This is a genomic window from Psychromonas arctica (assembly GCF_036697365.1).
GTDB lineage: Bacteria > Pseudomonadota > Gammaproteobacteria > Enterobacterales > Psychromonadaceae > Psychromonas > Psychromonas arctica_A.
Window position 1 is genome coordinate 1 of record NZ_JBAHZA010000019.1, and the last position, 23,841, is coordinate 23,841.

Sequence of the window (23,841 nt, forward strand, 5' to 3'; positions counted from 1 at the left end):
GCGGTACACGAGACTCGAACTCGTGACCCCAACCTTGGCAAGGTTGTGCTCTACCAACTGAGCTAGTACCGCTTCATCTAAAAACTATTTGGAAAAACTTTAATCTGGCGATTAAATGTTTGGAGCGGTACACGAGACTCGAACTCGTGACCCCAACCTTGGCAAGGTTGTGCTCTACCAACTGAGCTAGTACCGCTTCATATTTCCTAGCAACAGCTAATAAGGCATTTGGTGACACCTGTCCGTTACGAGGTGCGAATTATAGAGATGGCGGTAATGATTGCAAGCTTTTTTTAGCTATTTTCTACTTAACTTAGTTCGCTTGCAGAGTTTTTAAGCAACCGCCTGATAACTTGTCTAAAAAGCAAGCTAACAAATCACTATCCGTCATAAATAAAACCGCATAGTGACATTATTTAAGTAGACTTCTTTGTTAAATCGTCTATCTATAGCAGCTCGTTTGCTCTATTTTAACTGTGATTAATAAGTAAAAAAATGTTTCTGGTAATGCTGTAACTCAGAAATTGACTCTTTAATATCTTGCAACGCGAGATGTGTCCCCGTCTTTTTGTGTGCAGCAACCATTTCCGGTGCCCAACGACGACCTAATTCTTTAATAGTACTAACATCGATACTACGATAATGAAAATAAGCCTCTAAGGTTGGCATATGTTTCACCATAAAGCGACGATCTTGGCCGATGCTATTTCCACACAATGGAGCCGCTCCTGCAGGGACCCATTTTTTAAGAAAATCCAGCGTTTCCTGTTCTGCTTGAGCACAACTGATGTCACTGGCTTTTACTCGAGCCGTTAGTCCTGAATTTCCATGATGTTCTGTGCACCACTCATCCATAGCATCTAATGCAGCATCGCTTTGATGGATTACAAATTGCGGCCCTTCAGCTAAAATATTTAAATCGCTATCAGTCACAATAGTGGCGATCTCAATAATTTTATCGGTATCAGGATTCAACCCGGTCATCTCTAAATCAATCCACACCAAATTATCTTTATTCATTTTCCTAGCACCCTTTTCTATTGATGAATCGCTATTTAATATAAGAATAGAGTATAATACTCGATTCAAATCACCAGTGGTAGCAAAGGAAGTCTGTGGCTAAGAAGAAAAAACTCAGTAAAAACCAAATCCGTCGTGTTCAAAGTAATCATAACAAACGCTTAACCCCTAAGAACGATACACAATGGGATGAAGCTGAACTCGGTCCACAACTGGAAGGGTTAGTGGTGAGTCGATTTGGGCAACATGCTGATATTGAAGATGACCAAGGTAAAGTAGAGCGCTGTACATTACGTCGTTCAATCCGGTCTTTAGTTACAGGCGATCGCGTAGTATGGCGTGCAGGCAAAGAGTCCCACCAAGGTATAAGTGGTGTGATTGAAGCTGTTCATCCTCGTAAAACCGTATTAACTCGCCCAGATTATTATGATGGTATTAAACCGATTGCCGCGAATATTGATCACATCATTATTGTTAGCTCTATTGCTCCTGAGTTTTCTCGTAACATTATCGACCGCTACCTTGTTGCTTGTGAAGATATTGGTATTACTCCGATTATCGTACTCAATAAAGTCGACTTATTGGATGAAGCCTCTGCAGAACTAATTGATAAAGAGTTACAAAGCTACCGAGATATTGGCTACCAAGTCATTTATAGCTCTAAGTTAGGTGATGGATTAGATCACTTAAAATCAGTAATGAAAGACAAAGTGAATATCTTTGTCGGACAATCAGGTGTAGGTAAAACATCCTTACTTAATATGTTATTACCAGAAGTTGAAGCCTTAACTGGTGAAATATCAGAGGGTTCAGGATTAGGTAAACATACCACCACAACCGCTCGCCTATATCACTTTGCAGAAGGCGGTGATTTAATTGATAGTCCAGGAATTCGTGAATTCTCGCTTTGGCATTTAGAAGCTGAACGTATTGCTAGTGGATTTATAGAATTTAGAGAGTTTTTAGGCGGTTGTCGTTTTAGAGACTGTAAACACCAAGCAGATCCTGGTTGCGCCCTAGTAGCTGCTGTTGAAGATGGGCATATTGATAGTTCACGATTCAATAGCTTCCTACGTATTTTAGAAACAATGGATGACGCAAAAAATGCACGTCATCGCGACCCTAATGTGTATTAAATACAACATATTAGTGAGCGCTTTATACTTTAATTACATTGAACACAGAGAGTTTTAATATGAACGACCAAATGAAAATCGTTTTCCAATATATTCTGCCAAAACACTTATTTACTTTCATAGCGGGTAAGCTAGCAGAAGCTAAGATGGGTGCATTCACAACCTTCCTAATTAAAAAGTTCATTAAACAGTTCAATATCGATATGAGTGAAGCAAAGCACTCTGAGGCAGAAGATTTTGATACTTTTAACGACTTTTTTACTCGAGAACTAAAAAGCGGTTTGCGCCCTATTATTGAAGGTGATCAAAACCTTGCGATACCGGTAGATGGCTGCATCAGTCAACAAGGTGAGATTAAGCAAGGCCGTATTTTCCAAGCAAAAGGCCATGACTTCAGTTTGCGTGAATTAGTTGGTGGACGTGATGATGTTGCAGCGCCATTTGACGACGGATTGTTCTCTACTATTTATTTAGCGCCTAAAGATTATCATCGTATACATATGCCTATTACAGGTAAATTAGAGCAACTTATTTTTATTCCTGGAGACCTGTTTTCAGTAAACCCACTAACAGCTCAAAATGTACCCAATTTATTTGCACGTAACGAACGTGCGGTCGCTATTTTCTCCACTGCAATAGGCCCGATGGCGATGGTATTAGTCGGTGCAACTATTGTAGGTAGTATTGAAACAGTATGGGAAGGAACATTAAAAGCGCAGAAAAATAAAGAATTACAATACTGGGATTACCAAGACCAAGATATAGTCATCGAAAAAGGTGAAGAGATGGGCCGCTTTAAACTAGGCAGTACTATTGTTGCCCTCTTCCCTAAAGATAGTATAGAGTTTGACGAGCAACTTGAACCATCAAGTGTAACTCGTTTAGGTAAACTATTTGCAACGGTAAAATAACCATTTTACCCGCAATAGTAGAACTACAAAAATAATAATAACAAGGCTTGTAATGTCAAATATCACCAGTGAACAATATTTAAAAAATATCTTATTAGCACCTATCTATGAAGCGGCTATTGAGACAAAGCTACAACCTTTAAATAAGTTATCTAAACGTTTAGATAATCATATATTACTGAAACGAGAAGACTTACAACCTGTTCATTCTTTCAAACTACGTGGTGCTTATAATAAACTAGCTAGCTTAACTGACGCTCAAAAAGAAAACGGTGTCATTGCAGCATCTGCAGGTAACCATGCGCAAGGTCTTGCACTATCGGCACAAAGAATGGGTGTAAAAGCCACTATTGTGATGCCAAAAACAACACCTGATATAAAAGTGAGTTCTGTGCGTAGTTTTGGTGCCACCGTTGTATTAATAGGTGAAAGCTTTGATGCGGCAAATGCCCATTCATTGGCGTTAGCAGAGCAGCATGGTTATACCCTGATCCATCCTTTTGATGACCCACACATTATTGCTGGTCAAGGTACAGTAGGTAAAGAGCTGCTACAGCAAGATGCACATATTGATAAGATATTTGTGCCTGTTGGCGGTGGTGGTCTAGCGGCCGGAATCGCGGTATATATTAAGCAATTACTGCCACATATTAAAATTATCGCTGTTGAACCTGAAGACGCTGCATGTTTAAAAGCGGCATTAGCGGCTGGAGAACCTGTTACCTTGCCTAAAGTCGGGTTATTTGCAGACGGTGTTGCAGTAAAAACGATTGGTAAGGAAACCTTCCGCTTATGCCAACAATACATCGATGAAGTGATCACTGTTAGCAGTGATGAAATCTGCGCATCAGTTAAAGATATCTTTGATGATACGAGAGCTATTGCAGAACCTGCTGGAGCTCTTTCACTTGCAGGTTTAAAAAAGTATGCTCATCAACATCAAATAAAAGATCAACGTTTAACAGCTATTTTGAGTGGTGCAAATGTTAATTTTCATAGCTTACGTTATGTATCCGAGCGCTGTGAGTTAGGCGAGCAAAATGAAAGTATCTTAGCTGTCACTATTCCAGAGAAACAAGGTGCATTCTTAGCTTTCTGTAACCAACTTGATGGCCGTGTAATCACAGAGTTTAACTACCGTTACAGCGATAGCCAGTTAGCAAATATTTTTGTCGGAGTAAGAACACCACAAGGATTCGATGAATTAGCTAGCTTAACAGAAGGTTTAACCGAAGCAGGTTACTCGGTAGCAGACTTAAGTCACGATGAAATGGCTAAGCTACACGTTCGTTATATGGTTGGCGGTGTTCCTTCTCAACAACTCACCGAGCGTTTATACAGTTTTGAATTTCCTGAACACCCTAACGCCCTATTAAAGTTTTTAAACCTACTAGGCATGCATGCAAACATTACTTTATTTCATTACCGTAATCACGGTGCAGCCTATGGTCAAGTACTAGCTGGGTTTGAAGTAAGTGATGCACAAACAGCTGAATTTACTGAACATTTAAATGCTCTGGGTTATAGTTATAAAGATGAAACATTAAACCCTGCATACCGATACTTTTTATCACATGCTAATAATAACTAAGATATTCATATGCGCACTTATTTATGGTCACCCACAATTGTTAAAATTTTACAAAAGTTCAGTCGAAGATTAACTTGGCCTGCGATGTTTGCTTTATTGCTAATGCAAGCAATAATAACGTATTTTTTATTTTTTCTTGCACAAGAGCTTGAGCTAATAACGGACCCGCTTAGATTCTTTTATTACAATATGGTTGTTGTCTCTACTGTTGGTTTCGGTGACTTCAGCCCAACAACTGATTTAGGTAAAGCAATTGTTGCACTATGGCAAATCCCTTCAGGCTTAATTGTATTTGCTTCATTTATCGGTAAAACAACACAACTATTCATTGATATAGCGAGAAAAAATATGAACGGCAGCAATGACTACTCACACTTAACTGACCATATTCTATTATTATGTTGGGATAAACACTCAACAAACCAAATTGTGCAGTTAATTTTGGGTGATAAAAAACGTCAACAACGTCGTATTTTACTGTGTGTTACCCAAGATATGAAAAACCCACTACCCGAAGTAGAAGAAGTCTCTTTTGCAAAACTAGGCGCTTTTTCAGATACTAAAGAATTAGACAGAATCGCTTTGCGCAAGGCTCAGCGTATCATCATAGATGGACAATCTGATGATGAAACATTATCAATTGCCCTCAGCATTGCTACCTTTGCGGATAAAAATGCCAATATTACAGCACATTTTTTCGATGAAACCAAAGCACAACTATTAAAAATGCATTGTCCTAACATCGAATGTAGCATTGATAATAGTGCACAAATGATGGTCAGAAGTATGCAAGATCCAGGTTCAAGTAAAGTTACTGAAAAACTATTATCAACACTAGATGGTGCAACGTTATACAGCTTTTTAGTACCTGAGCTTGAAAAAAACGTTACGTTTGGTGAATTATTCGATACATTTAAACATCGTTACGACATGATTCTGCTTGGTTTCAGTAAGCATAAAAGTGGGCAAGATATGCATTTAAATCCAGATGATGATAGCTTAGTTAATAGCGGTTTTTACCTACATTATATTGCTCATGAACGTCTTGATGAAAATGATATAAACTGGAAAGAGATCAAATAAATAACAATTACCACTAATTAAGTGGGAAAATTCTAGATTTTCTATTATTCTCAATACTATTAATTGTTAGATTGCTAGGATGCACTAGAGAATGAGTACAGGTATGTCTCCCCCACATTTTTTAACATGGTTAGATCCCATAACACAACATATGCCAACTTGGTTTCAACAAGGTGGCTCTGTTATGTGGATATTATTATTACTGTCTATTATTACCAATGTTATTGTTTTAGAACGTCTATTCTTTTGGTTCATTTACAGCTTGCAAAAAGAACGCTTTGTTGTACAAGAGTGTTTTGCTTCCCTAACCAGACAACAAAAGACCGAAGCCTTACTAGCTTGTCAATCTCTTAAAACCCCAGCATTAATTATGTTGCAAGAAGGGATTAATCTATTGCCGTTGTCGCCTAAAGAACGCATGGATTACGCTCAAAAAGTACAAATAAATCATATGTCACGTGGACAAAAATTATTACGCTCTGCGATGTTTATCGCCCCAATATTAGGTGTCTCAGGCGCATTATTAATATTAGCTCAATCGCTTGATATGTTTAGCCAGCAGCAAATACGAGACACTGCGATCATTATACCAAGTATTGCAAAGTCGCTTATTCCTCTCGTTTCTAGTGTGGCAATACTGCTATTCATTTTAATGCCACAACAACTATTTCGAGCTTTACTTATAAAACAAACATTACATCTAGAAAATATTAGACATCAATTCAACCATATCTGCATGCAATATCGACTAGTTCAAACCACACCAGAAGTTTTTACAGACGAAAAAGAAGTTGTTAAACAAGAAAATAAAACCGTATCAGAGCAACAAGAAATGCCATATCATTATGAGTTCTCAGATGAAACAGGTGAAGTGAATGTGGCTCTTCATGAACAAACTGAAGCCATTAAACAGGTACCTCATTCCGCCATTGCTAAAATGTATAATCAGGAATTGTCTTTAAAGAAAGCAGACCTTTACGAGCATAGTAATAAGCTTCAATAGACACTCATTCAAGTAATTTAGATAGAGCAAAAATATTCCATGAAAACGTCATATCATTATTTTACATTTATTATTATTAGTCTGTTGTTGCACTATTTATTCTTTTATTTCACAGATACAAAAGAGCCTGTAAATTCTGAAACTGAGCAAATGTTCAGTAGTACTCAATCCATTACAAATAAAGTTAACAAGCAGCAAATACCAATTGCTATACCTGATGTAGATAGCACAAAATTAGATTTGCAGATAAGCGAAGCAGAAGAGTATATAGCAACAATAAAAGTTACTGATAAAGATACAGATACAGGTACAGTAAATAAAACAAAAGAAAGAAGCATTCAAAGCGAAATGTCTGTAATCCAGACAGAAAAAATAGAAGCTGCAGAAATAGTTAGTACTGATGCGCCGATAAAAAATACTACAGAGCTTAACACTAAGCAAACTGTCAGTACTCAACTAGTGCAAGTAACGCAACCAGAACAACCAATAACGACTAGATCTGAAAATCAAAAGGTAACTCAGAGGCCCACTGAGTTTAGCAATAGAAACTATTTAGTAACCCCTAAAACACACAAAGCAACAGAAACAGCTTTGCTAAAGGCAGAACTATTTGAACAAGAAATAGTGAACTTACCTAAGTTAACTAAATTAACTAAAATAAGAAATGTTAAGAAAGAAATAGTTTCCGACTCCACAAAAGTGAAAACACAACCGAAAAAAATAATAGCACCAAAGTTAAAAAACACTATCGCTCCTCAAAACACCTTAACGAATAACAAAGCACTAACTAAAAAGACCATTACGACGACAGCGAAAACACCTAAGCCAACCTTTAAGCCTAAAATCGATACTGAACAACTTAGCTTAAACAACAGCATTAAATTACCAGAAGCCGTTGCCATATCAGGTAAAAAACCTAATTACCCACAGGTTGCAGAAAAATTGCAGAAGAAAGGACAAGTTGTTGCTTCTATGACGGTATTACCCACAGGCAGCACTAGAGAAGCTGAAATTGTAAAGTCCAGCGGTTACAAGGAACTGGACCAAGCTGTTATAGAATTTATCGCGCAAGAGCGTTTCATGCCTAGCCTTAAAGGACAAGATAAAGTCTCTAGTAAACAGATATTTTCATTCAGTTATGAGTAGAATCAAAAACAGGTGAAAATACAAATAAAAAAGCCAGTTGATTAAACTGGCTTCTTGTTCTGTATTTATCGGCTATTTAAAGTAACTTATACTTATAGTTGACAACTTATGCTTTAAACAACATTAATCAATCGCGGCCATATCACCACTTGTTTCTAGCCAAACCTTACGGTCTCCCGCTCGTTTTTTAGCCAATAACATATCCATCATTTGCAACATTTTATCTGCATCTTCAATGGTAAGCTGAACTAAGCGACGAGTATTCGGATCCATCGTAGTTTCACGTAGTTGTAATGGATTCATTTCACCCAAGCCTTTGAATCGTTGCACATTAACTTTACCGCGTTTCTTTTCTGCTTGAATGCGGTCTAATATGCCATTCTTTTCGCTTTCATCTAACGCATAATAGACCTCTTTTCCGATATCAATACGGTATAGCGGCGGCATCGCAACATAAAAGTGACCTGCATCTACAACGGCTCTGAAGTGTTTTACAAATAGAGCACAAATCAGTGTTGCGATATGTAACCCATCTGAATCCGCATCGGCTAAGATACATATTTTCCCATAACGTAACGCTGATAAATCACTAGAAGCAGGGTCAATCCCGATGGCAACAGAGATATTATGAATCTCTTCAGAGTTTAAAATGATATCCGATTCGTCTTCCCATGTATTTTTGATCTTACCGCGTAATGGCATAATCGCTTGAAACTCTCTATCTCGCGCTTGCTTTGCACTACCGCCAGCAGAGTCTCCTTCCACTAAAAACAACTCTCCACGCTCGGGATCTTGTGTCGAACAATCAGTCAATTTCCCAGGTAAAGCAGGCCCTTGAGTGATCTTTTTACGAGCAACTTTTTTGCTTTTACGATTTCGAGTTTGCGCATTATTAATACAGAAATCTGCTAGTATTTCAGCTTCACTTACATTAGCGTTCAGCCACAAGCTAAATGCATCTTTCACCACTCCCGAAACAAATACCGAACATTGACGTGATGACAAGCGCTCTTTAGTTTGTCCTGCGAATTGCGGCTCTTTAATTTTAACTGATAATATATAGCTACATTTATCCCAAATATCTTCAGGGCTTAATTTTAAGCCGCGCGGCAATAGGTTACGAATATCACAAAATTCGCGCATTGCATCCAATAACCCCTGACGAAAGCCATTTACATGCGTCCCACCTTGAGCGGTAGGAATAAGGTTTACATAACTTTCGGTAATTGAATCACCACCTTCTGGCAACCATACAACTGCCCAATCGGCCATTTCACTATTCGCAGAAAACTTACCTACAAAAGGTGCAGAAGGTAGTAATTCATTTTCAGCAACCGCTTCTAATAAGTAATCATTAAGGCCATCTTGATAACACCACTCATAATTATTTTTATTAACACGATCTTTAAATTTAATGCTTAAACCAGGGCATAAAACTGCTTTTGCTTTTAATAAGTGTAATAAACGAGAGACTGAAAATTTAAAACTATCAAAATACTTAGGATCTGGTCTAAAGTGAACGCTTGTACCGGTATTACGTTTACCACAAACACCGACTTCACTCAGCTCTTCAACTTTGTCGCCATTTTCAAAGGCAATATGGAAAACTTTAGCATCACGTCGAATTTGCACATCAACTCGTGTTGATAATGCATTTACCACAGAGATACCGACCCCATGCAAACCGCCTGATATTTCATAGTTTTTACCAGAAAATTTACCCCCAGCATGTAGCTTACAAAAAATCAGCTCGACACCAGTAATTTTCTCTTCTGGGTGAATATCAATAGGCATACCTCGACCATCATCGATGACCTCTAAAGATTGATCTTCGTGTAAAATAACTTGAATTGAACTTGCGTGGCCGGCTAATGCTTCATCTACAGAGTTATCAATAACTTCCTGACCTAAATGGTTAGGACGATTAGTTTCTGTATACATACCAGGTCGATGGCGAACGGGGTCTAGTCCGTTTAATACTTCAATGGAATCCGAATTATACTGTTCGCTCATGCATGCACCTATTTGACGTCTATTATGTAGTGTTGATCTTGGGTTATTTTTCTGTGCTTAAGTTAACACAGAACAAATATATTGATTGTATGTATTTAATAAAGAAAGTGAATTATTTCTGCTAAGTAACGTTCGAAACCAACAAAGCTATGATCGCCTCCCTTCTCACAGGTTATTTTACACTGAGAGTACTTTCGTAAGGCCTCACGATAATCCAATACTTCATCGCCTTCTTGTAATAATACCCAAATATTTTCAGGGTGATTTATATTATCTATATTCAACGCAACGAGCTGCTGAACATAACCTTGGTCGATAAAATATTTTTTCAATAAATGCGGATGAGTTTGCTCCCCTTGGTAGCGTGTTAATAATAAATCAGGAGTCACAGCGGGGTTGATCAATATAACCTTGGCAGAATATTCTTGTGCAACTTTAGTTGCTAAAAAACCGCCTAAAGAACTTCCCATTACAGAAATTTCACAACCTTCATATTGACTAAAGATAGACTGAATTGTTTCCCACATCTGTTGTGGAAACACTGGAAGTTGCGGACAAACAAAATGGATATCAGGATGTTCTGAAGCTAGATATTCGCGCATTTGCTGCGCTTTTAATGAACCAGGAGAACTATGAAAACCGTGTAACGAAAGTAGGACTTTAGTTATGTTAGGGTCTCTCATTTTACCTCTTTATATAATATTAATAGCCTGTTGCATTCTCATCTGTTGTAAATTCACCAGGTTTGAGCCGCTCTACTTGAGTCTCTATTTTACCTGACTTTGTTAACACTAAATAGCGATATCCAGGTGGTTTGTCATCAACAGCAAAGTCATCGCTTTGTGGTTTAAATTGAACGCACGTTGATGGACTTGTTATATATCGGACTTTGTTTTTGACGGTATCGAATGATTGATGAACATGACCAGATAACACTGCCTTGACGTTATCAAACTTGCTAATCAATGCAATGAATTGGTCATTATTTTTGAGGATATGCTGATCCAACCATGCAGCACCAACAGGTAAAACATGATGATGGACTGCGATCAAAGTATGTTTTTCTGGATATTCTTGTAATTTCTTCTCTAAAAAAGATAATTGCGATTCGCTTAAGTGCCCATAAGGGACACCTGAGACTTGAGAGTCTAATAAAATAATCTGCCAATGTTCACTAATAATTTGTTTAGTCTGCGCTAGCCCCTCAGCTAACAATGACGGCAACATAATCTCTTGCATATCATGATTACCAGGTAACCAGTAACAAGGCATTTCCAGTGTTTTTATACGATCACTAAAATCCACATAAGATTGAGCTGAATGATCCTGAGATAAATCCCCTGTGCACAATACCGCTGCACATTGTCCTGCATATTTTGCAGCATGCTTTATTATCGCATCGTAACTAGCAACGGTTTTTATGCCTAACAAATCTTTCCCAGCATCAGCAAAAAGATGAGTATCGGTGATTTGTAATAGCTTAATATCCCCTTTCGGGTCAGGCACTAGGTTTACAACTGTCTGATTTACACCATTCATCTATTATCTATTTCGCTCTGCTACAATGAAAAAATACTACTAACTACAGTAGTTTTATGGAATTTAAGCGATTTATTTTACCATTGTCATAAAAATGAAAATGATTTAATCATTAAAAATGTCGACAGCACCACACTTTCAATAAATGAAAGATAATAATTGTATATTGAGTTAGATATTTAACCCCTCTTTATGGTTCAGTTCCAACCATTGCAAACCAATAATAGTAATCCCATTATTAATTTTTCCTGTTTTTACCCATTCATACGCTTCAGTTCTTGATACTACATGCACTCGTATATCTTCGCCTTCACCGGCTAAACCAAATACACCTTGCACATCAGTGCTGTCAACATTCGCAACAAATAGATCAACGGTTTCGGTAGAGCCCCCTGGACTAACATAATAACTTAACATGAATTGACAATTTTCAATTACTAACCCAGCTTCTTCATAAGCTTCACGTATTACTGTTTGTTCTGCACTTTGCCCTTCATCAATCATGCCTGCAATCAATTCTAATAACCAAGGAGAACGTCCGGAATCTATCGCACCTAGGCGAAATTGTTCAACTAATACCACCTTATCATGTGCTTTATCGTAGGCTAATAAAGCAGCCGCTTTACCTCTTTCAAAACACTCTCTTTGAATAGGCTGGCTCCATTCTCCAGAAAATAGCTTATGTCGAAGTGTCAATTTATTACATTTAAAAAAACCTTTATATAAAGGTTTGCTCGCCATAATTTCAACATCATTTATATCGTACATATTTATCTTCCATTATTGCGTTTCTGATAGTTTAGTAACTCGATTCTATATTACAAAGAGATCAAGTAAATAGGTTAGATTGATAGCTTAAATGAAATACTAAAATGCATAAAAAGCATCAATAAACGATTTACTCATTTTTTAAAAAGATATAGCATATTGTTCATAATTTAATGGTTGTACGAATAAATGACTTTATAAAAATGTATTTAAAATCAAAGCTAAACGCCTATTCTAAATAAAACTCTCTTTGACTGGGTTGATTCCATTCTTCAGAAAACTGCTTATGGAAAATGGTCACTTTATACATTTTAAATAAAACTTTATAAAAAGAATCAGACACTAAAGCCTGAATATCATTTTATTGTACATCGTACATTATTCTTTATATTTAATATAAATTTACAATAATAAAGATAACAAAAAATAGTTTAAATTATCGTTTTATAATATGCTTAACCCATACTTAACTTTACAGTTGTTAGGCTTACTAAAATAATAATACCAATGACATTGAATAAGCGATCTAAATTTTACGCAGAAAAATGACTGGGTTAAAGGTGCAATTAAGCCTTTCGTCGATTAACTTCGTTAATAGTCTATCGGAGAATTAATGATAAGATGTTAATTCTTTAATAGTTGTTCTATTTGCGAAAATGACAACGAATAAATAAGTTATTTTAACAAGTAAAATAGATCAGTTAATTACCGTGATCGGTATCATACCAATATACCCAATAGGATCTTCTTACCATGACGCTAAAACGCATTTATATCGCGACCTTGTTAGGTTTATCAAGTCTAGCTACTAATGCTGATACTTTAAAACAAGTTTATGAAACAGCTAAACAAAAAGATCCTGTTATTTTAAAAAGCAAAGCAGAATACGAATTTTATAAAGAGCAGGTAAATGAATCTAAAGCAGACTTATTGCCGCAAATAGGGTTTGGGCTAGATGCTAATAGAGTACAGTCAAGCAGAGAAAGTAGCCGTTATAATTATTTTGGTGCAGGTTTCAACTTAACCCAATCTATCTATAATGGTGCATACTGGCAAAATACCGATATTGCTGAAAAGCAAGCTATTCAATTTGGTACCGCTTATGGCTATGCTGCACAGAATTTAATCTATCGCGTTGCTGTTGCTTATTTTGACGTGCTGCGTGCCGATGAATCAGTCAAATCAGTTGAAGCAAATAAGCGCGCTGTTGAGCGCCAATTAGAACAAACTAAACAGCGTTTTGATGTGGGATTAATTGCCATTACTGATGTTCATGAAGCGCAAGCTGAATACGATAGAACAGTTGCAGATTTGATCACAGCAAAAAATACGCTGGCAAATAATTATTATGTATTACGTCAATTAACTGGTGAAGATGTTAAAGAAGTAACATACCTCGATACAGATAATTTTCAACCAACGACTTTAGAAGGCGATGTAAATTTATGGCGCAATAAAGCGGTTGAGCATAATTTAGAGCTACACTCTAAACGTATCGCCAAAGAGTTAGCAAAAATGAATATCGACTTAGCCGAAGCAGGACATGGGCCAACGATTGATTTCACATTAGATTTAGATTATGACAATTATAATTATGACGAATCTTCTTCAAGTTCTTATGCGGCTAAATCTGCGACGGCAGGGTTAAACTTAGAAGTTCCCATTTATACTGGTGGCTCAATCACTTCACAAGTAAAACAAGCGCAATACAGTTATGTAATGGCTAGCCAAGATTTAGTAGAGACTTTTCGTAGTACTGAAGTGAGTATTAACAGTGGTTACAATAACGTACAAGCTTCCGTAAGCTCTATACGTGCTTATGAACAAACCGTTATTTCATCACAAAGTGCATTAGATGCAGCTGAAGCAAGCTTTGAAGTTGGAACTCGTACTATTGTTGATGTATTAGATGCAACCCGTAGCTTGTACGATTCTGAAAACTTATTAGCAAATGCACGTTATGATTACGTTATTAACATGTTGCAACTCAAACTATCAGCAGGCACTTTGACCGAGCAAGATATTTTTGATATATCAGCAGGGCTTTCAAAACAAACTAATGAACGTAAAAAGAGTAATAACTCTTAAATGAAAGCACTCAATAAATAGACAAAAGGGAAGCAACTGCTTCCCTTTTTTGTATGATAAATATGTAATTAATTGCTAATTGCTACGAATCGTATTAATTATTTCTGAAGTTGAACAGCCATCTTTAAATTGTAAAACGCGCACTTCACCACCATTAGCAATCACTTCATCACCGCCAGCAATCTCTTCAGGTTTATAATCACCACCTTTTACTAACAGGTCGGGTAATACACCAGCAATTAAACGCTGAGGGGTATCTTCGGTAAACTCAACAACCCAATCTACAGCGCCTAGACCAGCTAATACTGCCATACGTCGATCTACAGGGTTTACTGGTCGGCCATCACCTTTCAAACGTCGTACAGATTGGTCACTGTTAACAGCAACAATAAGTCGTTCACCCTGCTCTCTTGCAGTATTAAGGTATGACACATGACCCGCATGTAAAATATCAAAACAACCATTTGTCATGACTACTTTCTCACCGCGATGCTGCGCTAATTTCACAGCTAACTTCAACTGTTCTTCTGATAGTACACCAAAGCCAATCTCTTGCTGGCTAAATACTGCATTAGCTAATTCAATAGTATTCACTGTTGAGGTGCCAATTTTTCCAACAACTACTCCTGCTCCTGCATTTGCTAGAGCACAAGCATCTTCAAAACTACTGCCAGCAGCAATAGAAGCTGCTAGTACAGCAATAACCGTGTCTCCAGCTCCAGTTACATCAAAGACTTCTTGTGCTTGTGTAGGTAAATGAAAAGGTGCTTGCTTCTCACGAATCAAGGTCATACCGTGTTCACTTCGTGTTACTAGCATCGCTTCTAAATCTAGATCTTTTACCAATTGAGCTGCACGTTCAAATAATATTTGATCGTTTGCACAATGCCCAACAACCGCTTCAAACTCAGATAAATTTGGTGTTAATAAAGTAGCGCCACGGTACTTTTCAAAATCAGTCCCCTTTGGATCCACTAATATTCTTGCTCCCTGTTGCTTAGCAATTTGAATCATCTTTTGAACGTCAGCAAGAGAGCCTTTATTGTAATCAGAAAAAACAACAACAGGGTTCTTACCTGCTAATGCATTATTCATATTAGCAATCATTGGCGCACTATCAACATCACTAAATGATGTTTCAAAATCTAAACGAATCAATTGCTGATGACGACTTAATACACGTAGTTTAGTAATGGTCGGCGCACTTTTTACTGCAACAAAGTCAGTATCGACATTGACCGAACTTAAGCTGTCTGTAATGGCTTGAGCAGCTTCATCTTCACCAACTAAACCGATAATGGTTGATTTAGCTCCTAAAGCAGCAATATTTAAAGCAACATTTGCGGCACCGCCTGGACGCTCCTCAATCTGTTTAACATTAACAACAGGAACAGGGGCTTCTGGAGAAATTCGAGCAGCAGGACCGTGCCAATAACGGTCTAACATTACATCACCAACAACTAATACATTGGCTTTATCGTATTCAGGTAGGGTTATTTTCATTTTATTTATCTCTAAACCATATATCAGCTTAGATTATCACAGACATCATCAAATCACATTTTCAAAACATCAAATTTGTAGGTAAATGAAGATTAATACTCAGGTAGGCGTCTAATAAATAAAAGTAATATACACATCATGGTAATCAACATAAGTTGTAAATATGGTTTCCCTATTAATAGGGTAATAGAGATAAGAAAGCTAATAACCACACTCAAGTAGATTGCAGGTTTACGCTCTTTATGAATTTTTTTATGTGTCTGCCAGTTTCTCAGGTCATTACCAATACCCGGTAAGTTTAATAACCATTGTTGAAACTTAGGACTGCTTTTTGAAAAACAAAATAGCGCGAGTATAAAAAAAGGTGTGGCGGGCAAGAGCGGTAAAATAACACCTAACGCACCTAATATCGTCGATATTAGGCCAATGCTAAGTAAAGTGTATTTTAATAAGATCGTTCTCATTCCCACTCCCAGTAGGTATTCATATCCATGCTTTCAACCTAGCGAATTAACTATTAAAAAATAATAGACTAAAAACAATTGGTTGCAAGATCCGCTAAGTAAAAACTATTCATTAAGTATTATAATGTTCGCTGAGTAAAAACACCTTAATTCAAATCAGACAAGCTTGTATTACAGTAAAGAATTAAAGCAAAAAAAAAGGCCTGCATTAGCAGACCTTTTTATTATAGCAATTTGCAACTTACATGTTTCAGCTTATTTTATTAAGCTAAAACTATGAAATTACTTACCTAGCTTCTCTTTAATACGAGCAGCTTTACCAGTAAGTTCACGTAAGTAGTAAAGTTTAGCTTGGCGAACCAGACCGCGACGTTTAACTTCAACGCTTCCTACAAGTGGGCTGTGAGTTTGGAATACACGCTCAACACCTTCACCGCTCGAGATTTTACGAACTGTGAATGCTGAATGTAAACCACGGTTACGCTTAGCAATAACAACACCTTCAAATGCTTGAAGACGCTCTTTTTCACCTTCTTTTACGCGAACACGTACAACAACAGTATCACCTTGAGAGAACTCAGGGATATCTGTACGAAGTTGTTCGTTTTCAATTGCTTCAATAATCTTGCTCATTTTTATACCTTTTTATGCCTAGTTAACTAATAACATCGCTGTCTAGTTGGAGCTACTGTCCAGAGCAGCAAGCAATTTTGCTTGCTCGTCAGTCAGAGCTAGGTTTTGTAATAAATCGGGTCTTCTTTGTTTCGTGCGTTGTAATGATTGAGTTAATCGCCATTGACGAATTTTCTCATGATCACCACTCAATAAAACACTTGGCACTTGTTTTCCATCTAACACCTCAGGCCTTGTATAGTGAGGACAGTCCAACAAGCCATCCGCAAAGGAGTCTTGTTCAGCTGATTGACTATGACCTAGTACACCCGGTACAAAACGTACCACAGCATCCATTAAAATCATCGCCGGTAGCTCACCACCGCTTAACACATAATCACCAACAGACCATTCTTCGTCTATTAAGCTTTCGATTATGCGTTCGTCTATCCCTTCGTAGCGCCCTGCCACTAATATCAAAGCATCAGAGCTTGATAGTGACTGTGCACCTTGATGGTCTAAACGTCGACCTTGAGGAGAAAGGTAAATCACCTTTGCCTCATGCCCTGCTTCTCTTGCACTCTGTTTTGCTGCGTTGATTGCATCCCGTAAAGGTTGCACCATCATCAACATACCAGGCCCACCACCATAAGGACGATCATCGACCGTTCTATGTTTATCTAATGTAAAATCACGAGGATTCCAACATTGGATAGAGATCAGGTTATTTTTAATCGCTCGACCTGTTACCCCATTTTCGCTAATGGCCCGAAACATGTCCGGGAAGAGGCTAATAACCCCTAACCACATAACTTTTCTCCTAGGGTAATTAGAAATCAGGTTCCCAATTAACAGTAATTAGTTGGCCTGCAATATCAACATTTGATATTACTTGCTCTTCGATGAACGGAACTAACCGTTCTTTTTGCCCAAAAGCATCATTCGAGTTGGCTTTTACAACAAGTACATCATTTGAACCTGTTTCCATCAAATCGGTGACAACACCAAGATGATAGCCTTTGTCAGTTTTAACCTGACACCCGACCAAATCTCGCCAGTAAAAGTCAGCTTCCAATTCAGGAAGACTTGATGGATTCACTAAAAGCTCAATACCTACTAAGGCTTGTACTTCTTCACGAACATCATAACCATCTACTTTTGCAACGAAACCTTTATTGTGGCGCTTCCAATCGGTAATAATAACTTCTTGAATTCCACCAGCAGATTTCATTAACAATGGTTTGTATTGAAAAATACTCTCTGGATCATCGGTGTAGGAGTGGACTTTTAACCAGCCTTTGATGCCGTAAACCGCACCAAACTTGCCTATCTCTATTGGTTGTGCTTTATCGCTCACCGAATATCCCCTTCACCTAACTGCAATTAAGCAGCTACTGCGTTATCTTTTACTAATTTAGCTACACGATCACTTAGCTGTGCGCCAAGACCAACCCAATGGTTGATGCGATCTGTATCTAAACGTAATTTTTCTGATTGACCTTGTGCTGTTGGGTTAAAGAAACCAACTTTTTCAAGGAAACGGCCGTCACGTGGGCTACGGCTATCAGTTACTACCACTTGGTAGAATGGGCGTTTTTTAGCGCCACCACGAGCTAAACGAATAGTTACCATATCGTCCTCTTTATATTGTTAAACGTCGAAAGTCAGTGAATTCTGACCACCTGCTTCTGTAGAAAGCCGCAAAATTATACTCTTATTTGAGAAAAGAACAATCAAAATCACAATTTACAAAGAGTAGTTAATCCTAAAAAAACAAAAAGCCCCGTTGAATCGCTTTCAACGGGGCTTTACAACCAATTTCTATAAGCTTTGTAGGCGCTTATTTTTTACGGAAACCGCCTAAACCAGGAGGCATTTTCATCCCGCCAGGCATGCCGCCCCCCATTCCAGGCATACCGCCGCCCATGCCGCCCATCATACCTTGCATTCCACCCATCATTTTACGCATACCGCCTTTACCAGACATTTTTTTCATCATCTTCTGCATTTGCGTAAACTGTTTAAGTAGTTTATTTACATCTTGTATTTGCGTACCTGAACCAGCTGCAATACGGCGCTTACGACCACCTTTAATAATTTCAGGTTTAGCACGCTCTTTTTTAGTCATTGAGTTAATGATCGCTTCCATTTGATTAGTTGCTTTATCGTTAACTTGGTCTTTCATCGCATCAGGTACGTTAGACATTCCTGGTAACTTATCCATCATTCCCATCATGCCGCCCATGCTTTTCATTTGCACTAACTGGTCACGGAAATCTTCTAGATCAAAACCTTTACCTTTTTGTACTTTGCTTGCTAATTTCGCCGCTTTATCTTTATCGACTTTAGTTTCAAGCTCTTCAATTAATGAAAGTACATCACCCATACCTAAGATACGAGAAGCAATACGATCTGGATAGAACGGTTCTAATGCATCAATTTTTTCGCCCATACCGATAAACTTAATTGGTTTACCAGTAATATGACGAATAGATAACGCTGCACCACCACGAGCATCACCATCGGCTTTAGTTAAGATAACACCCGTTAATGGTAAGGCTTCGTTAAAGGCTTGTGCTGTATTGGCAGCATCTTGACCCGTCATTGCATCAACAACAAATAACGTTTCAACCGGATTAATCGCTTGATGGAGATCTTTAATTTCATCCATCATTTCGCCATCTACGTGTAAACGACCCGCAGTATCGACAATCACAACATCAATGAATTTCTTTTTCGCATGTGCAATAGCTGCGTTAGCAATATCAATCGGTTTTTGTGTGATATCACTTGGGAAGAACTCTACATCAACTTCAGATGCCAATGTTTCTAATTGCTTGATTGCCGCTGGGCGATAGATATCGGCACTCACCACTAGAACAGATTTTTTTTCTTTGTTCTTTAAGAGTAATGAAAGTTTAGCTACAGACGTAGTCTTACCTGCACCTTGTAAACCCGCCATTAATAATACAGCTGGCGGCTGAGTCGCTAGGTTTAAGTTTTCATTTACTTCACCCATAGCAGATTCAAGTTCGCTTTGTACGATCTTGATAAACGCTTGTCCTGGGTTTAATGTTTTAGTTACTTCTCTACCAATAGCACGCTTTTTAACAGCTTGAATAAAATCACGAACAACAGGTAATGCTACATCCGCTTCTAACAGTGCCATACGCACTTCGCGTAATGTACCTTTAATATTATCTTCTGTTAATCGACCTTTGCCGCTGATATTTTTCAGCGTTTTCGACAATCTGTCCGTTAAGTTCTCAAACATGTTTATGACTCATTGCTATAAATTATTAGGATTCTGACATTATACCCGTTATCACCCAAGGTGCAAAACACTACAGTAATTGAGCTTACTCAGTTGCAACGATTGGTCAGTAACATTGGTTTCTATTATCACTAACACTTAGCTATTTTAATTGTAACTACAGCACAAAAAAGCTAAATGATAATAGTTATAATTGCTTTTATAGTTAATGAAAAATACTATTAACTTCTCATCTGTCTAATAAAGCTTATAATGTGAGCCTTAATCAGACTCATTTTATGAAAATAGGTAACAATATATGGATCTACTGGCCATTATCAGCATTGTATTTTATGTATTAAGTGGCGTGCATGCTAGTCGTCAGCTCTTTTCACATAATCAGACTCTCACTTTTTCCCTGATAAGTCTCTCAAGCATTGCACTTTTAACGCATGCATTTTGGCTATATCAACATATCTTTTTGATTAATGGTCAAAACCTGCCTATTTTAAATGTTTTATCATTAGCGACATTTGTAATTGCACTGCTGTCTTTTGCAATGAGTAAAAAGATTAACACCGGTGTACTGTTGCCAGTTGTTTACGGGTTTAATGCGATCAATTTTATTGCTCTTATGTTTTTACCAAGTCATTACATTACTCATCTAGAAAATCATCCACAGCTAGGTATACACATTATTTTGGCTATTCTTGCCTATGCGCTAATGACCATTGCTAGCCTTTTTGCAATGCAACTTGCTTATGTAGATCACCGCTTAAAGAAACATAAAATGCTGATTGGTAAAGTTAATCTTCCACCATTAATGACCTTAGAAAAAAGCTTATTTCAATTGATTTTCATTGGCTTTATCTTATTAACTGGGACTCTAGTCACTGGCTTTATATTTTTAGAGGATATGTTTGAATCTGAAAATGCGCATAAAGCTGTATTAACCATGATAGCTTGGGTTGTGTATGCAGTCTTATTATGGGGACGCTACAAGAATGGTTGGAGAGGACGTTTAGTTATCTACATTACTATTGCAGGCTCTTCTTTACTAACTCTCGCTTACTTTGGTAGTCGAGTAGTAAGAGAAATTATCTTATAGAGTTTTATAGAGACAGTAGCGCTAACCTGCCACTGTCTCTTCATTATCTAACTAAATTTTTTATTTAATTAAAGCCAGCCGCTTGGCAACTCTGCTCCAGAATTTCATTATTACTCCCCTGAACTTGGCTAATACGTTTAGCACGTTCACATTCCCAAGCTTCAACGGGATAAGTCTTATTCCAAGCATTCATTAATTGTCGTTGTTGTTTACTCATTTTATAGCGGTCATAAAAACCATCCATATATAAATAAGTGCGGGCAATCGCTCCACGACTTGCTACTGGTGGCTCTGCTTTACTATTTTCAATTTTCATAGCGCAGCTACCAAAACTACTTTTAACATCCCCCAACATAACAAAATTGTAATTACGACGACTAGCATTAACTGAACCAATTGCGGGATATAAGTTATACATATCCGCTTGCATGTAACGATATTCTTCATTGGCCTTTTCAGCACAACGACGTCCTTTATAAGCTTTACCTTTACTGGTTACACATATTGGGTCACCAGTACGCCATTCATTAAAGTTTCGACCAAAGTTCTCTGCAGGAACAACATGCTCCCATTCAATACGCTTAGCTCTTTTTTGATATTTGTCACTTTCGAAGCCATTAGGTGGGATAATATTTTTTTCGCTATCAAACTCGGCTTCACAATATAGTGTATGGCGATCTTTAGACGTTAAATAAACCTCTTTTTCTAATTTCTTCTTTGCGCTTGAAAAAGACTGTATTTGTGTATTTTCTGCGTGAATGGATAAAGAGAATGGCAATAGTGATAAAATGATAAGTGATTTGATAATTATATTCCGTTATAAAAAATCGCTATTATCCACTGTAAAGTGCATGAAAAACAAGCAATTAACAAAAATAAAATGGAATTAATTAAATCATGTTAAAAAGGGTTAACTATCATTGAAATCAACAAAGAAATTGCTTATTTTTAAATACAAAAATCAATGAAATTGACTTCTTTGATAAAACTTATTCGAGGCTTTTATGGTTTCTATCTAAAATTTATTATTAATCTTCATTTTTCGAAAATCTACTTTGTTATATCGGTGTTTCTTCGCTAATATCGAGGTTATTAATGTTAATTTTTTAAAGCAACCATAGAGACAACTTTTGAACGATATACCTACAAGTGCACTATTTATTAGCTTAGTCATTTTAATCATCATTTCGGCTTACTTCTCAAGCTCTGAAACCAGTATGATGTCTTTGAATCGCTATCGCTTACGTCACTTAGCCGAAGATAAAAATAAAACTGCAATACGTGTTGAAAAGTTATTAAATAAGCCGGATAAATTAATTGGATTAATCCTAATCGGTAACAACTTGGTTAACATTTTAGCATCCGCAATTGCGACGATTATTGGCCAGCGTTTATTTGGCGATGCAGGTATTGCTATTGCAACTGGAGTATTAACTTTTGTAATATTGATTTTTGCAGAAGTAACACCGAAAACCTTAGCAGTGTTATACCCAGAAAAAATTGCTTTCCCTAGCTCTTTACTTTTAACCCCACTACAAAAAATATTAAGCCCATTTGTTTGGTGTATTAATGGCATCTCTAATGGTCTATTAAGAATATTTGGTATTAACGTCAATGAACAAAGTGACAACGCCCTATCAAGTGATGAATTACGCTCTGTCGTAAATGAAGCTGGCTCAATGATACCTGAGCACCATCAACAAATGTTATTAAGTATTTTAGAGCTGGAAAAAGTGACTGTTGATGAGATCATGGTACCGCGAAATGAAATTGCCGCCATTGATATCAACCAAGATTGGGAAACCATTTTAAAACAGCTTAAGCATCGCACTCACACTATGACCCTGCTTTACCGAGACACAATTGATGATGCGATTGGTTTTCTGCATGCACGAGATTCTTTAATCAACTTTTTAAAAGAGGACTTTTCTAAAACAACACTATTGAGAAGCGTTCGCGAGTTGTACTTTATCCCTGAAGGTACGCCTCTCAATACGCAACTAATTAAATTCCAACAGAACAAAGAACGTATGGGATTAGTGGTTGATGAGTATGGTGATATCCAAGGACTAGTGACTCTCGCCGATATTTTAGAAGAAATAGTTGGGGACTTTACAACAACCCATGAACCTCACAGTTCGGAAGAGATACATAAACAACAAGATGATACTTACATTATTGAAGGCAGTATCGGAATACGAGATCTCAACAAAGAAATGGGTTGGTCTTTACCAACTGATGGACCACGTACCTTAAATGGTTTGATACTAGAGCATTTAGAAACGATTCCAACTTCTGCGGTTAGCACACGTATTTGTGGCTACCCTATGGAAATAATGGAAGTTGAAAATAATATGGTGAAGTTAGTTAAAATCCTTCCTGCTTTGTACACCGAAGAAGCGCCATAAATTAAAACCTCTATCTTCAAGTCACTTTAAAAAGCAAACCTTCGGGTTTGCTTTTTTATTGTGCAATTTGATGTATATCAATACTACTTCCCGTCATCACACCATAATAGAACTCTATTAATAACAGTAATATAAATAACTTATACCAATTATATTAAATAAGAGCTCTAAATTTTGCGCAGGAAAAATGACTGA

Annotated in this window: 22 protein-coding genes and 2 tRNA genes; 9 read left to right on the forward strand and 15 right to left on the reverse strand. The window is 37.3% G+C overall.

Annotated features, from left to right (window positions below):
- From V5290_RS15665 to orn, 3 genes are all read right to left on the reverse strand, one after another.
- Positions 1-72: transfer RNA gene (locus tag V5290_RS15665), tRNA-Gly, on the reverse strand.
- A gap of 48 nt (positions 73-120) precedes the next feature.
- Positions 121-196 (reverse strand) — tRNA-Gly (locus V5290_RS15670).
- Positions 197-480: 284 nt separating this feature from the next.
- Complete coding sequence (gene orn / locus V5290_RS15675) at positions 481-1,020, reverse strand: oligoribonuclease (RefSeq protein WP_333387898.1); 540 nt, start codon at positions 1,018-1,020, stop codon at positions 481-483.
- Positions 1,021-1,115: 95 nt separating this feature from the next.
- On the opposite strand from orn, the gene rsgA reads away from it, so the two are divergent.
- The 6 genes from rsgA to V5290_RS15705 all read left to right on the forward strand — a co-directional run bounded on the left by rsgA (position 1,116) and on the right by V5290_RS15705 (position 7,890).
- The gene (gene rsgA, locus V5290_RS15680) at positions 1,116-2,156 is read left to right on the forward strand and encodes a small ribosomal subunit biogenesis GTPase RsgA (RefSeq protein ID WP_333387901.1); all 1,041 of its coding nucleotides are present in this window, start codon (positions 1,116-1,118) and stop codon (positions 2,154-2,156) included.
- Between the two features lie 59 nt (positions 2,157-2,215).
- A complete protein-coding gene (asd, locus tag V5290_RS15685) occupies positions 2,216-3,067 on the forward strand; it encodes an archaetidylserine decarboxylase (protein WP_333387904.1) in 852 nt (283 codons plus the stop codon).
- Positions 3,068-3,119: 52 nt separating this feature from the next.
- Positions 3,120-4,658 (forward strand): threonine ammonia-lyase, biosynthetic, encoded by a 1,539-nt coding sequence (gene ilvA / locus V5290_RS15690; protein ID WP_333387907.1) that lies wholly within the window; start codon positions 3,120-3,122, stop codon positions 4,656-4,658.
- Between the two features lie 9 nt (positions 4,659-4,667).
- Positions 4,668-5,741, forward strand: a complete 1,074-nt coding sequence (locus V5290_RS15695) for a potassium channel family protein (protein ID WP_333387910.1) — start codon at positions 4,668-4,670, stop codon at positions 5,739-5,741.
- 91 nt (positions 5,742-5,832) lie between these two features.
- Positions 5,833-6,744 carry a MotA/TolQ/ExbB proton channel family protein gene (locus V5290_RS15700; RefSeq protein WP_333387913.1) on the forward strand — a complete coding sequence of 304 codons (912 nt, stop codon included), beginning with the start codon at positions 5,833-5,835 and terminating at the stop codon, positions 6,742-6,744.
- A 39-nt stretch (positions 6,745-6,783) separates the two neighbouring features.
- The gene (locus V5290_RS15705; protein WP_333387917.1) at positions 6,784-7,890 is read left to right on the forward strand and encodes a TonB family protein; all 1,107 of its coding nucleotides are present in this window, start codon (positions 6,784-6,786) and stop codon (positions 7,888-7,890) included.
- A gap of 123 nt (positions 7,891-8,013) precedes the next feature.
- Here the strand turns inward: V5290_RS15705 and parE are convergent, their stop codons facing one another.
- The 4 genes from parE to nudF all read right to left on the reverse strand — a co-directional run bounded on the left by parE (position 8,014) and on the right by nudF (position 12,210).
- Positions 8,014-9,903 (reverse strand): DNA topoisomerase IV subunit B, encoded by a 1,890-nt coding sequence (parE, locus tag V5290_RS15710; protein ID WP_333387919.1) that lies wholly within the window; start codon positions 9,901-9,903, stop codon positions 8,014-8,016.
- 95 nt (positions 9,904-9,998) lie between these two features.
- Positions 9,999-10,586 carry a YqiA/YcfP family alpha/beta fold hydrolase gene (locus tag V5290_RS15715; protein WP_333387922.1) on the reverse strand — a complete coding sequence of 196 codons (588 nt, stop codon included), beginning with the start codon at positions 10,584-10,586 and terminating at the stop codon, positions 9,999-10,001.
- Between the two features lie 19 nt (positions 10,587-10,605).
- Positions 10,606-11,442, reverse strand: coding sequence for a 3',5'-cyclic-AMP phosphodiesterase (cpdA, locus tag V5290_RS15720; RefSeq protein ID WP_333387925.1), 837 nt, complete (start codon positions 11,440-11,442; stop codon positions 10,606-10,608).
- 171 nt (positions 11,443-11,613) lie between these two features.
- Positions 11,614-12,210 carry an ADP-ribose diphosphatase gene (nudF, locus tag V5290_RS15725; protein ID WP_333387928.1) on the reverse strand — a complete coding sequence of 199 codons (597 nt, stop codon included), beginning with the start codon at positions 12,208-12,210 and terminating at the stop codon, positions 11,614-11,616.
- 753 nt (positions 12,211-12,963) lie between these two features.
- Here nudF and V5290_RS15730 point away from each other — a divergent pair.
- Entirely contained in the window at positions 12,964-14,298 is a 1,335-nt protein-coding gene (locus V5290_RS15730) for a TolC family outer membrane protein (protein WP_333387930.1), read from the forward strand.
- A 75-nt stretch (positions 14,299-14,373) separates the two neighbouring features.
- Here V5290_RS15730 and hldE read toward each other — a convergent pair whose 3' ends face one another.
- The 7 genes from hldE to ffh form a co-directional block, all read right to left on the reverse strand.
- Positions 14,374-15,801 carry a bifunctional D-glycero-beta-D-manno-heptose-7-phosphate kinase/D-glycero-beta-D-manno-heptose 1-phosphate adenylyltransferase HldE gene (gene hldE / locus V5290_RS15735; RefSeq protein ID WP_333387933.1) on the reverse strand — a complete coding sequence of 476 codons (1,428 nt, stop codon included), beginning with the start codon at positions 15,799-15,801 and terminating at the stop codon, positions 14,374-14,376.
- Positions 15,802-15,893: 92 nt separating this feature from the next.
- On the reverse strand, positions 15,894-16,265 hold the full coding sequence (locus V5290_RS15740; protein WP_333387936.1) for a YbaN family protein: 372 nt from the start codon (positions 16,263-16,265) through the stop codon (positions 15,894-15,896).
- Positions 16,266-16,547: 282 nt separating this feature from the next.
- On the reverse strand, positions 16,548-16,898 hold the full coding sequence (gene rplS / locus V5290_RS15745; protein WP_113818297.1) for a 50S ribosomal protein L19: 351 nt from the start codon (positions 16,896-16,898) through the stop codon (positions 16,548-16,550).
- Positions 16,899-16,940: 42 nt separating this feature from the next.
- A complete protein-coding gene (gene trmD, locus V5290_RS15750; RefSeq protein WP_333387942.1) occupies positions 16,941-17,687 on the reverse strand; it encodes a tRNA (guanosine(37)-N1)-methyltransferase TrmD in 747 nt (248 codons plus the stop codon).
- A gap of 19 nt (positions 17,688-17,706) precedes the next feature.
- Positions 17,707-18,234, reverse strand: coding sequence for a ribosome maturation factor RimM (gene rimM / locus V5290_RS15755; protein WP_333387945.1), 528 nt, complete (start codon positions 18,232-18,234; stop codon positions 17,707-17,709).
- 26 nt (positions 18,235-18,260) lie between these two features.
- The gene (gene rpsP, locus V5290_RS15760; RefSeq protein WP_028869134.1) at positions 18,261-18,509 is read right to left on the reverse strand and encodes a 30S ribosomal protein S16; all 249 of its coding nucleotides are present in this window, start codon (positions 18,507-18,509) and stop codon (positions 18,261-18,263) included.
- Between the two features lie 208 nt (positions 18,510-18,717).
- The gene (ffh, locus tag V5290_RS15765; protein ID WP_333387950.1) at positions 18,718-20,151 is read right to left on the reverse strand and encodes a signal recognition particle protein; all 1,434 of its coding nucleotides are present in this window, start codon (positions 20,149-20,151) and stop codon (positions 18,718-18,720) included.
- Between the two features lie 298 nt (positions 20,152-20,449).
- Here ffh and V5290_RS15770 point away from each other — a divergent pair, with 298 nt between their 5' ends.
- A complete protein-coding gene (locus tag V5290_RS15770) occupies positions 20,450-21,238 on the forward strand; it encodes a cytochrome C assembly family protein (RefSeq protein ID WP_333387953.1) in 789 nt (262 codons plus the stop codon).
- A gap of 64 nt (positions 21,239-21,302) precedes the next feature.
- Here V5290_RS15770 and V5290_RS15775 read toward each other — a convergent pair whose 3' ends face one another.
- The gene (locus tag V5290_RS15775) at positions 21,303-22,016 is read right to left on the reverse strand and encodes an endonuclease (protein WP_333387956.1); all 714 of its coding nucleotides are present in this window, start codon (positions 22,014-22,016) and stop codon (positions 21,303-21,305) included.
- Between the two features lie 352 nt (positions 22,017-22,368).
- On the opposite strand from V5290_RS15775, the gene V5290_RS15780 reads away from it, so the two are divergent.
- A complete protein-coding gene (locus V5290_RS15780) occupies positions 22,369-23,646 on the forward strand; it encodes an HlyC/CorC family transporter (protein ID WP_333387959.1) in 1,278 nt (425 codons plus the stop codon).
- Positions 23,647-23,841 lie beyond the last annotated feature (195 nt).